Origin of the sequence: Haemophilus sp. HMSC071C11 (assembly GCF_001837655.1) — a bacterium.
Lineage (GTDB): Bacteria > Pseudomonadota > Gammaproteobacteria > Enterobacterales > Pasteurellaceae > Haemophilus > Haemophilus influenzae.
The window spans coordinates 1-9,696 of the sequence record NZ_KV833430.1; the positions used below are offsets into that span (position 1 = coordinate 1).

General features: G+C 40.5%; 15 protein-coding genes, 2 tRNA genes and 1 pseudogene. 5 read left to right on the plus strand and 13 right to left on the minus strand.

Going from position 1 to position 9,696, the window contains the following annotated elements; all coding sequences use genetic code 11:
• The 5 genes from tolA to HMPREF2644_RS06255 form a co-directional block, all read left to right on the plus strand.
• On the plus strand, window positions 1–489 hold a 489-nt coding region (gene tolA / locus HMPREF2644_RS06235), incomplete at its 5' end, for a cell envelope integrity protein TolA (RefSeq protein ID WP_070828322.1).
• A 41-nt stretch (window positions 490–530) separates the two neighbouring features.
• Window positions 531–1,814, plus strand: a complete 1,284-nt coding sequence (gene tolB, locus HMPREF2644_RS06240) for a Tol-Pal system beta propeller repeat protein TolB (protein WP_011272014.1) — start codon at window positions 531–533, stop codon at window positions 1,812–1,814.
• A gap of 23 nt (window positions 1,815–1,837) precedes the next feature.
• Window positions 1,838–2,299, plus strand: a complete 462-nt coding sequence (gene pal, locus HMPREF2644_RS06245) for a peptidoglycan-associated lipoprotein Pal (protein ID WP_005652235.1) — start codon at window positions 1,838–1,840, stop codon at window positions 2,297–2,299.
• 154 nt (window positions 2,300–2,453) lie between these two features.
• Window positions 2,454–2,529: transfer RNA gene (locus HMPREF2644_RS06250), tRNA-Lys, on the plus strand.
• Window positions 2,530–2,552: 23 nt separating this feature from the next.
• Window positions 2,553–2,628: transfer RNA gene (locus tag HMPREF2644_RS06255), tRNA-Lys, on the plus strand.
• A gap of 104 nt (window positions 2,629–2,732) precedes the next feature.
• Here the strand turns inward: HMPREF2644_RS06255 and HMPREF2644_RS06260 are convergent.
• The 13 genes and pseudogenes from HMPREF2644_RS06260 to HMPREF2644_RS06320 all read right to left on the minus strand — a co-directional run.
• Window positions 2,733–3,758 carry a tyrosine-type recombinase/integrase gene (locus HMPREF2644_RS06260; protein ID WP_070828323.1) on the minus strand — a complete coding sequence of 342 codons (1,026 nt, stop codon included), beginning with the start codon at window positions 3,756–3,758 and terminating at the stop codon, window positions 2,733–2,735.
• Window positions 3,656–3,970, minus strand: a complete 315-nt coding sequence (locus HMPREF2644_RS09350) for a helix-turn-helix domain-containing protein (RefSeq protein WP_070828324.1) — start codon at window positions 3,968–3,970, stop codon at window positions 3,656–3,658. The genes HMPREF2644_RS06260 and HMPREF2644_RS09350 overlap by 103 nt, the downstream gene beginning before the upstream one ends.
• 126 nt (window positions 3,971–4,096) lie before the next feature.
• On the minus strand, window positions 4,097–4,384 hold the full coding sequence (locus HMPREF2644_RS06270) for a hypothetical protein (RefSeq protein ID WP_005668273.1): 288 nt from the start codon (window positions 4,382–4,384) through the stop codon (window positions 4,097–4,099).
• A 3-nt stretch (window positions 4,385–4,387) separates the two neighbouring features.
• On the minus strand, window positions 4,388–4,657 hold the full coding sequence (locus tag HMPREF2644_RS06275) for a DUF551 domain-containing protein (protein WP_005668271.1): 270 nt from the start codon (window positions 4,655–4,657) through the stop codon (window positions 4,388–4,390).
• A gap of 104 nt (window positions 4,658–4,761) precedes the next feature.
• Complete coding sequence (locus tag HMPREF2644_RS09400; RefSeq protein WP_005668267.1) at window positions 4,762–4,932, minus strand: hypothetical protein; 171 nt, start codon at window positions 4,930–4,932, stop codon at window positions 4,762–4,764.
• Entirely contained in the window at window positions 4,922–5,455 is a 534-nt protein-coding gene (locus HMPREF2644_RS06285) for a hypothetical protein (RefSeq protein WP_180362968.1), read from the minus strand. Before HMPREF2644_RS06285 ends, HMPREF2644_RS09400 begins: the two co-directional genes overlap by 11 nt.
• Before the next feature lie 71 nt (window positions 5,456–5,526).
• Window positions 5,527–5,943 (minus strand): Y16D family protein, encoded by a 417-nt coding sequence (locus HMPREF2644_RS06290; protein WP_005651292.1) that lies wholly within the window; start codon window positions 5,941–5,943, stop codon window positions 5,527–5,529.
• Between the two features lie 3 nt (window positions 5,944–5,946).
• The gene (locus HMPREF2644_RS06295; protein ID WP_038440643.1) at window positions 5,947–6,600 is read right to left on the minus strand and encodes a hypothetical protein; all 654 of its coding nucleotides are present in this window, start codon (window positions 6,598–6,600) and stop codon (window positions 5,947–5,949) included.
• A 50-nt stretch (window positions 6,601–6,650) separates the two neighbouring features.
• Window positions 6,651–7,814, minus strand: coding sequence for a DNA cytosine methyltransferase (locus tag HMPREF2644_RS06300; protein WP_038440645.1), 1,164 nt, complete (start codon window positions 7,812–7,814; stop codon window positions 6,651–6,653).
• 7 nt (window positions 7,815–7,821) lie between these two features.
• On the minus strand, window positions 7,822–8,181 hold the full coding sequence (locus HMPREF2644_RS06305) for a hypothetical protein (protein WP_038440647.1): 360 nt from the start codon (window positions 8,179–8,181) through the stop codon (window positions 7,822–7,824).
• Window positions 8,178–8,423 (minus strand): hypothetical protein, encoded by a 246-nt coding sequence (locus tag HMPREF2644_RS06310; protein ID WP_005668254.1) that lies wholly within the window; start codon window positions 8,421–8,423, stop codon window positions 8,178–8,180. Before HMPREF2644_RS06310 ends, HMPREF2644_RS06305 begins: the two co-directional genes overlap by 4 nt.
• Window positions 8,420–9,316, minus strand: coding sequence for a recombination-associated protein RdgC (gene rdgC, locus HMPREF2644_RS06315; protein WP_038440649.1), 897 nt, complete (start codon window positions 9,314–9,316; stop codon window positions 8,420–8,422). Before rdgC ends, HMPREF2644_RS06310 begins: the two co-directional genes overlap by 4 nt.
• Window positions 9,317–9,440: 124 nt before the next feature.
• Window positions 9,441–9,696, minus strand: a pseudogene (locus tag HMPREF2644_RS06320) (hypothetical protein); the annotation flags it as partial.

Below are 9,696 nucleotides of genomic sequence, written 5' to 3' on the forward strand. Positions count from 1 at the left end.
GAGGCAAAAGCAAAAGCTGATGCAGAAGCTAAAGCGAAAGCCGCTGCTGAGGCAAAAGCTAAAGCTGCTACGGAAGCGAAACGTAAAGCAGATCAAGCAAGCCTAGATGATTTCTTAAATGGCGGAGATATTGGTGGCGGCAGTGCATCTAAAGGGGGAAACACAAATAAAGGTGGAACTCAAGGTAGCGGTGCTGCACTTGGCTCTGGCGATGGTGGTAAGGTTGGGGATCAATACGCAGGTGTAATTAAGAAAGAGATTCAACGTCGTTTCTTAAAAGATCCAAATTTTGCAGGAAAGGTTTGTCGTATTAAAATTCAATTAGGTCGAGATGGCACAATCTTGGGGTATCAAAAAATTTCAGGCTCTGATGATATTTGTTCAGCTGCATTAAGTGCGGTGGCTAGAACGAAAAAAGTTCCAGCTGCGCCATCAGATGAAATTTATGAAAAATATAAATCACCAATTATTGACTTTGATATTCGATAATTCTTTAGAAAAATTTATTGTTAAATTTTAAAGGTAACAAAATGAAATTATTAAAACGTTTAGTGAGCGTATTTGCGATTGTACTTGCTGTTGGAAGCAATGCATTCGCTGGCGATGAAGTACGCATTGTCATTGATGAAGGGGTTGATGGTGCGCGCCCTATTGCTGTCGTGCCATTTGTTGGTTCTGCACCAGAAGATATTAGCAAAATAGTTGCAGATGATTTACGTAACAGTGGTAAGTTTAATCCTATTGCGGTGTCTCAAATGCCTCAACGCCCAACTTCAGCAGCAGAGGTAAATCCTGAGGCTTGGTCGAATATTGGAATTGACGCAATTGTAATTGGACAAGTGGTTCCATCGGGTAATGGTTATAGTATTACTTATCAATTAATTGATACGGTTGGTGCATCAGGTACGCCAGGGGCTGTATTAATGCAAAATAGCTATACAGTGACAAATAAATGGTTACGCTATGGAGCGCATACTGTGAGTGATGAAGTTTTTGAAAAATTAACTGCGATCCGTGGTGCCTTTAGAACTCGTATCGCTTATGTTGTGCAAAAAAATGGCGGTTCGCAACCTTATGAAGTTCGTGTAGCAGATTATGATGGCTATAATCAATTTATCGTCAATCGTAGTGCCCAACCAATTATGTCTCCAGCTTGGTCTCCAGACGGCCAGCGTTTGGCTTATGTATCGTTTGAAAATAAAAAATCACAACTTGTTGTACAGGATTTAAATTCTGGCGCACGTAAAGTAGTGGCATCTTTTCAAGGGCATAATGGCGCACCAGCCTTTTCGCCAGATGGTTCTCGTTTAGCTTTTGCTTCTTCTCGTGATGGTGTTCTGAATATTTACGTTATGGGAGCAAATGGCGGTACACCTACTCAATTGACGAGTGGTGCGGGTAATAATACTGAACCAGCGTGGTCGCCAGACGGAAATTCAATTTTATTTACATCCGATAGAAGTGGTTCGCCACAAGTTTATCGAATGGATGCAAGCGGAGGTAGTGCAACAGCAGTGGGTGGTCGCGGCAGCGCGCAAATTAGTGCAGATGGAAAAACACTTGTGATGATTAATGGTAACAATAATGTAGTTAAACAAGATCTCACAACGGGCGTTTCAGAGGTACTTAGTACATCTTTTCTAGGCGAAAGTCCAAGCCTCTCTCCAAATGGAATTATGATTATTTATAGTTCTACACAGGGCTTAGGAAAGGTGCTACAATTGGTTTCTGCAGATGGTCGCTTTAAGGCGAGCCTTCCAGGAAGTGATGGTCAAGTTAAATTTCCAGCTTGGTCTCCATACTTAACTAAATAAAAAACTCATTTAGGAGAAATCTAATGAACAAATTTGTTAAATCATTATTAGTTGCAGGTTCTGTAGCTGCATTAGCAGCTTGTAGTTCATCTAACAACGATGCTGCAGGCAATGGTGCTGCTCAAACTTTTGGCGGTTACTCTGTTGCTGATCTTCAACAACGTTACAATACCGTTTATTTCGGTTTTGATAAATATGACATTACTGGTGAATACGTTCAAATCTTAGATGCGCACGCTGCATATTTAAATGCAACGCCAGCTGCTAAAGTATTAGTAGAAGGTAACACTGATGAACGTGGTACACCAGAATACAACATCGCATTAGGCCAACGTCGTGCAGATGCAGTTAAAGGTTATTTAGCTGGTAAAGGTGTTGATGCTGGTAAATTAGGCACAGTATCTTACGGTGAAGAAAAACCTGCAGTATTAGGTCATGATGAAGCTGCATATTCTAAAAACCGTCGTGCAGTGTTAGCGTACTAATTCTTAGTATTTCTAATACTTGAAAAACAGGATCCATTTTTTATTGGATTCTGTTTTGTTTTCATCGTTTGTAATTTAACCAATTAGCTTGAACGAATGAATTTATTCTTTCGATTCTAGAGCAAATGCGTTATCATAAATCCATTAGTACAGTGGGTCGTTAGCTCAGTCGGTAGAGCAGCGGACTTTTAATCCGTTGGTCGAAGGTTCGAATCCTTCACGACCCACCACTCTCTGATTTAGTTGTCCAGTTGGGTTGTTAGCTCAGTTGGTAGAGTAGCGGACTCTTAATCCGTCGGTCGAGAGTTCGAGCCTCTCACAACCTACCAAATAGAGTTTTCTAAGTATTGTAAGTTTTCTCTTTAGAATTAATAACTTACGTACTTTTTGTTTCTGGATAATCATCCAGTTTGTCGTTTTCTGCTATTCTGCTTTACCTAGCAAGGCGAGTGTTTGACGAGAATTTGACTTGATTCACGTATGACAATAAATGGTCGGCATTTAGGTGTGCATACTTCTGAACCATTTCTATCGTTTCCCATCCGCCTAACTCTTTGAGTACCATTAGCGGTGTTCCGCGTTGGATATGCCAGCTTGCCCAAGTGTGACGTAAATCATGAAATCGGAAATTCTTAATATTGGCTCGCTGCAAGGCGCGCTTAAAATCCCTTCGTGAAATATCATCACGTAGTTTCCCTGTTCCGCTATGAAAAACATAGGGAGACACTTGATATTTCATCCTTTCTTTGATTAGATTAATTGCGTCATCACTTAAAGGCAGAGAACGTCCACGTCCAGATTTTGCAATATCGCCAGTAACTATTGCCATTTTGTTAGCAAAATTAATTTTATCCCACGTCATTGACAAAATCTCCGTCATTCTAGCCCCCGTCAATAAGGCGAACTGGCAGACATCTTTCATCCAATTAAGATTTAAGCTATCTAATAATCGCTCTGCTTCCTTTTCAGTAATCCAGCGGATGCGTTTTTTGGGTTCGCTATTTTTAGCGATATAAGGCACGACATCAATCCAACCAGCTTGCTTTGCCAGATTGATTGCCCGCATAATGGACGAACGATAGCGGTTTTGGGTTGCTGGGGAAAGTATTTTCCCTGTGCGTACAACGTGCGTAGGAATCGCATTTTGAATATCTTCACTTGTTAAAGAACTAAGCAGCTTGTTCCCGATTTCATCGCGCCAATATTTGGCGTGCTGAATTTTGGTGAGTTTGTCTTTTTTATGCTCTGCGTCTTTGAGCAATAAAATTAAGGCTTGCTCCACCGTTTTTTCGGGCTTTTTGTTAAGCTGCTCCACTTGCCATGCTTCGTGCTTGAGCTTATCGTGGAGATGTTGAGCTAATTTTTTGTCAGTTGTTTTACTACTGCATCGAACTCGCTCGCCGTTTGGTGTGGTAAAATCGATTTGCCACACGCCATTTTTATTTTTGCGGATCGGCATTTTTGTTTCTCCTGTGTATCACCGACCTTCGCATATAGATCGCTGAGATTTTCAGCTTTTTTGCGATTGCGATCAAGATCGGATTTAAAAACTCGCCACATTCTAGACCCTTCCATTTGGAAAAATCCCCACTTTAATTTATTTTTCCGCACGGTTGTTTCGCTAAGGTTCAAGCACTTTGCAACATCGCGAATAGTGAGCGTTTGTTCCATATTTCCTCCAATAAAAAACCGCCCATAAGAGCGGTTATAATGATTTATTTTAGTTAGCCCACTTCATCTAACTTATTCATCTTTTTGTAAAGAGGATAGGGCGATTTAATGGGTTGTAAATGGGTTTTAAAAATCGTTCGGGTCGTCGTCTTCCTCTAGCTCTATCACATCAAGCCGTTGAATAACTTCAAATTTAGCTAAAAAACGCAGTCTGTTCTCAAAATCACCATCTCTCCATACATACATAACTTCGCGTTCCGGTTCTTCAAACATATCCCAGGAATAAGCGTTTTCTTTCGCGATATGTAAAGCGACATTATCAAAACACCTACTTTCATCTTCCCATGTATTTCCATCATCATTGTTTGTAGGATTGTTACTTTCCAATGCGTAACGATATAAATATTTAGCCATAATTTATTCCTCCGGTGGTTGTGGTAGCGGTTGCCAATAAATAACCTCCACTTCCTCGCCAGGGTTTTCATCCGATTCCCAATACGGAATTAAACAACCTTCACAATCCGACTTATCGTCATATAAATACCAGCCAAGACCAACAGCCCAATGATCACCATCCTCAGTAAAATAAATTAGGTGTTTGTTAGTTGCATTACGATACTCTAAGTCGGTAGAAAATGGTTCTGGTAGTTCGTTTGCACAATTAATCCAGCCATTATTTTCACTCATTTTTCCCCTCCAAAATTGCTTTGCGTTTTGCTTTAATAATTGGCGTAACTACCCGTTTAATCGCCAGTTGCAATTCACCTATAAAGGTCTCATCTTTCATATTGTCAAATGCAATACCCATCAACTTCGTCAAACACACCACCTTCCCAGTCTAATAGCACGATATTTCCGCCTAACACTTGCGTATTTTTTGATATTTTAAGTTGATCACGTTGGTAGTCGTCCATTTCAACTTCGATTGTTATGCGGACTTTTTGGGTTATTTCATTGCTCATTTCCTACTCCTTTTCCTTTGTAACTTGGATATTCAGATCTCAAAATCCGATAACAATTTGTTTTTAACTCAAAAATGCTTCTCGGCAGAGCGTTAATAGGCAATGTTTTACAGGCTCTCCCGGTGTCGTCCATACCATACGGCACACCGATTGCGCACCAACATCGTGCGGCATGTACCGCTGCGTCTTTAACCACATCCGAGTTAATCACAAAGCTATTCGGCCCAATGCGTTGCAACAAAACACCTTGTGCCATAAGCTTTTTAACCCGCCGTCTAAATTGACTTTCGCTTAATCCAGAGCCTTCAATAAGGTGTCTTACACTCAATATTGCAAAGTCTTCTGCTCTTTTCTCTGCATGATCATCGCTATACGTGCCAACACTGCCACCGATATACGTTACCAAGGTGTGTTGTGCGATGCGGTCTAATGTTTCATCCCAGATATACTCAAGGATATGTTCGTCTAGCACTTTCATATCTTCCCCAATCTCATTCTCATCCCTGACAACCGCTCCGAACATTTAATCCATTCGCTCATATCACACCACCAATACATATAATAGCCATTCTGTGAATCCTTTCATGCTTACTCCTAATATAAATCTTCTGAGAACAGAATATCTGAGTTTGGTGAACCAGATAAACGAATTACTTGGTTCTGAGCTTTAGCAATTTCCATTGCTTCTTTACGACCTACAAAACGACCTTTATTAGTTAGAAACCCTTGTTCCCAATCTAAAAGAGCATACTTGTATTGTTTTTCTAATTCTTTAATCTGCTTACGCATGAATGGGTCATAGTGTCTTAAACCATATACTTCATGGATAATCTCACCGCCATCTTCATTTGTACCATCTCTTTCATCTACAAACACTTGGCAAGCAGAGCATACAATTCTTTCAGGAATATCTACATATTCTCTTTTTTGGTTTAAGAGTTTAATAAATTCATTGAATAATGTTTGTCTTTCTTCAGGCGTTTGTTGTTTGATTAAATTAATAATATCCATCACTTACTCCATCATACTCTTCATAAAATCAAGCCATTTTTGAGCATCTTCTTTTGTGCGGAAACATTGACCATTTATCATCAAGTTAGCTGCACAATCTGCATAAAACGAAAAATATCTAATCACTCCATCGCTTAAATAGAAAAACTCATCGCCAATATGTGGTTTAAACGGCTTAGGTAAAGTGCTTGTGTCGAATTTTGGATCAAGTTTTTTTACAAAGAACCATTCCATGGTCAGATTAGCGAGCCATGGTTGGATGATGCCATCTTCCGGCTGCATCACAAACTCGCCGTTTTTAGTTTTGGCGATAACTTTTAGAGGTAAATCAGGATTACCATCACATAGCACTAGAAAATTCTCCTTGTAAGCCTTTTCCAACACTTGTTCTGAGGTTAGTTTATGTTCTTCCCACATTCCGACAATATCAAGACCACCTTGACATGAACAGTAAGCACCGCAATCTTTCCAGTTTTCCGATGCGCCCTTGATAGTACCATCTTTATTAAAAATAATGCCTAGCAATGGATAAATTTCAGTGGATCCGCCCGGATATGAAAATTCATCAGGAATGCGGTAATAAACTATAGCTTTCAAACCATTACGTAATTTAACAGGCTCGCCATTTAAAGCTGCATCTAAGTTAAATTCTTTCATTTTCTATCTCCATTAAAACAAAAGGCACTCACTTGGAACGCCTATTGGATTTATTTGTTTAAATAATTAATCATTCTTTCCCCGATCCACTTAATAACCGGTACAGCCATACTATTGCCGATAGCTTTATAGCGCGGGCTATCCGGGCAATCTTCGGCTGGTTTATTTCGATACGATATTTGCGTATAACCTGGAGGAAAACCTTGTAATTTTTCGCATTCTGAAGGGGTAAGTTTGCGAATGTTTTGGTTGATGCTCATGCATGGAATGTTATTCCCACCTGTCCCCATTCTTGCGGTAAGTGTTGGCGTAGTGCCGTCCTTTTGTATGCGCACAACATCGCGTCGGTCTGAAATATCGAACAAAACATTTTCCTGCCCATTATTGCGCCCTAGGCAGTGGGCAGTTGATGTTGAAATAATCGGGTCTTGCGTACCATGTACTACAATAGTTTCAGAGCCACCACCAAGCGCCCCACCACTAGCTTTTACTAGCCCCCCCAATACGGATTGGCGATACGTTCCAAAGCTTCCCTCAGCGTAGCAGGTAAAACCTTGTTGCGTTTTTCCGCACGATTGAGAATACCCTTGCAAGCTTTTGCGCTCAAAAAGTATTTGGGCGACGCTTCTTTCTCTAGCACTTGCCACAAGGAACACGCGCTTGCGTCGTTGGGCGAGTCCGAAGTATTGAGCATTGAGTGTTCGCCACGCGACAGTTCGAGCTGAATGCAATAAACCTGCGTTTGTCCATTTTCGCCCTGTTGGCTGCAATGGCTGACGTTCTTGAACCAGTCCAGCCAAAAAGTGTCCGAATGCGTTGTCCTTGGTGGATAGTACACCCGGAACGTTTTCCCACAACAAAACGCACGGCTGCTTACCGTCTTGGTATCTAACATAATCAATAGCCTCTAATATGTGTATTAAAGTTAACGTGAGATTTCCGCGGTCGTCATCTAACGAGTTTCGCAAACCAGCGACAGAAAATGCTTGACAAGGAGTACCACCAACAAGCACATCAGGCGCAGGAATTTCACGGTTTAAGATTTTTTCGGGTAAGGTGGTCATATCACCAAGATTTGGGATGTTGGGATAATGATAAGCAAGCACGGCGCAAGGAAAAGGCTCAATTTCGCTAAACCACAGCGGTTTACTTAAGCCTTTCCATGCCACGCTTACCGCTTCAATCCCTGAACAGATTGAACCGTAGGTAAACATAGTGCGGTTATTTTTTCCTCTGTTTTGGATTAATCACAGGCAACACAGGTACAAGTGGTTTTGCTGTTGTAACTGTTGTTGATGTGCTGCTGCGGCTTTCATTTATCCAGTCAAATAGTTCCTCCCACGAATCGTAGTCAAGTTTGTGGAATGCGTTATTTCGGTCGCTTGCCCAGCGTTTCAGATGCTCATTAATATCGCGAGTAATTACCTCTCGAGTATTACTGCTTAACACGCTCCAGTAGGTTTTAACATCGTGAATAGTTTCGCTAACGATATAAGTATGTCGTGGCAAGCTGTATCGGACGTGACTAATCATTAAATTTTGGAATTTATGTAAGGGGAGTTTGATGTTAATTTCATTCATTTTCGTTTGCTTTTCTTTTTACGTTTACTAAAAATACGTTCTTGTTTTATTGCTCTAAGCTCAGTTTCAAGCGTCGCATTTTCTCGTTTTAGTTGATTGTTCTCAGCTTCCAGACTTTTAATTAATTCACCCAATTTTCGTAGCTTCAATTCATGGAGTTCGATAGATTTATCAATATGTTTATCCAATCGTCTAAGATCGTCTATCAGGACTTTTTCAGCTAGCCGTTTAAGTAATCTCATAATCTATCCCTAATCCCGCCAAATTCTTTTATTAGGCTATCCACTGTTTTACCAAGCACGCTCGCCATTAAGACAAAGTCTACATCAAAACGAGCAGTTACATCTTCTTTTACAATATCATCGTTCTGCTCGGTGATATTGTCGTCAAATTTCAGGCGTTTAAGCGTGCCATCTTCAACCAAGATAAATTTAAGGTTGTTTTCCCACTCAAGCGCGAGTTTAGAGATCAAGCCATTTTGAACAAGATCGATAATTTCCTCGTCTTCAATATCTTTTTGTTTACAGTGGATAACGCCAAGATCTTCTTTTTCGCGGATTTCCACTTCCTTACGCAAGATTAGCCAATCAGGTGCAGTATCTGTAACCCATCTTGTCATTACTTCACACGGCGCACAGTTAAACGCCAACGGTACTACTGGCAAGCTGCCAAGCGATTTACGCAAAAGTGCAAGTACATCTTCGGCTGTTTTACTTGATGCTGTATCAACAAAGATAAGTTGTTTCAACGTGTCGATATAAAGTGCGGTCGTTTTGATACGAGAAAACGCTTGCGGAAGTAGGGTAGCTATCACATCATCTTTTAAAGATGATCGTTCTACTTTCTTTAATTTTCGCTGTTCTTTTTCTTCAAGTGCAGTGATTCGTTTATTGAGTTCACGATTCACAACTTCCACAGGCAAAATCTTCTCTTCTCGTTTAGCTACAAGTAAGATTTTTCCGTTCGCTTGATGTGCTAAATTTTCGCTGGTGACGAGCGGAGCAGACCAACCGAAATGGCTAACATCTGCTGAACCACACGGAGTAAATTCACATTCTTTGAGTTGTTTTTCGATATTCTCAAAGTCTATTTGTTTTGTTAATTGGTAAATAATTGCATTTCTGAACCAGTACATTTTTATTATTCCTCATAAATAAAAGCCGCTAATTAATAGCGGCAGATTTTAAGCATCATCTTCGTAGTAGTGTTCTTCAACCACGAATCTATCACTACCATAGATAGGTTCTCTATATGGTTTTTTAGTCGTCTTTAACCTCAACAAACTCACCTATCTCATCTAACGTGTACCAAGTATCAGCTTTGATGTTATTTTCACCGACTTTTGATGCTTTGATATGGATTAGCTCGCCATCATGATTGCGATATACACAAACAATAGCACCATTAATACTCGCCTTAGCTTTAGATTGCCAACCAAGCGCAACAGCTATAGATTGCTTGCCAGATACTTCCGCTACCGACCGATCGCCTGTATTAGTCGCTGCCGACTGATCG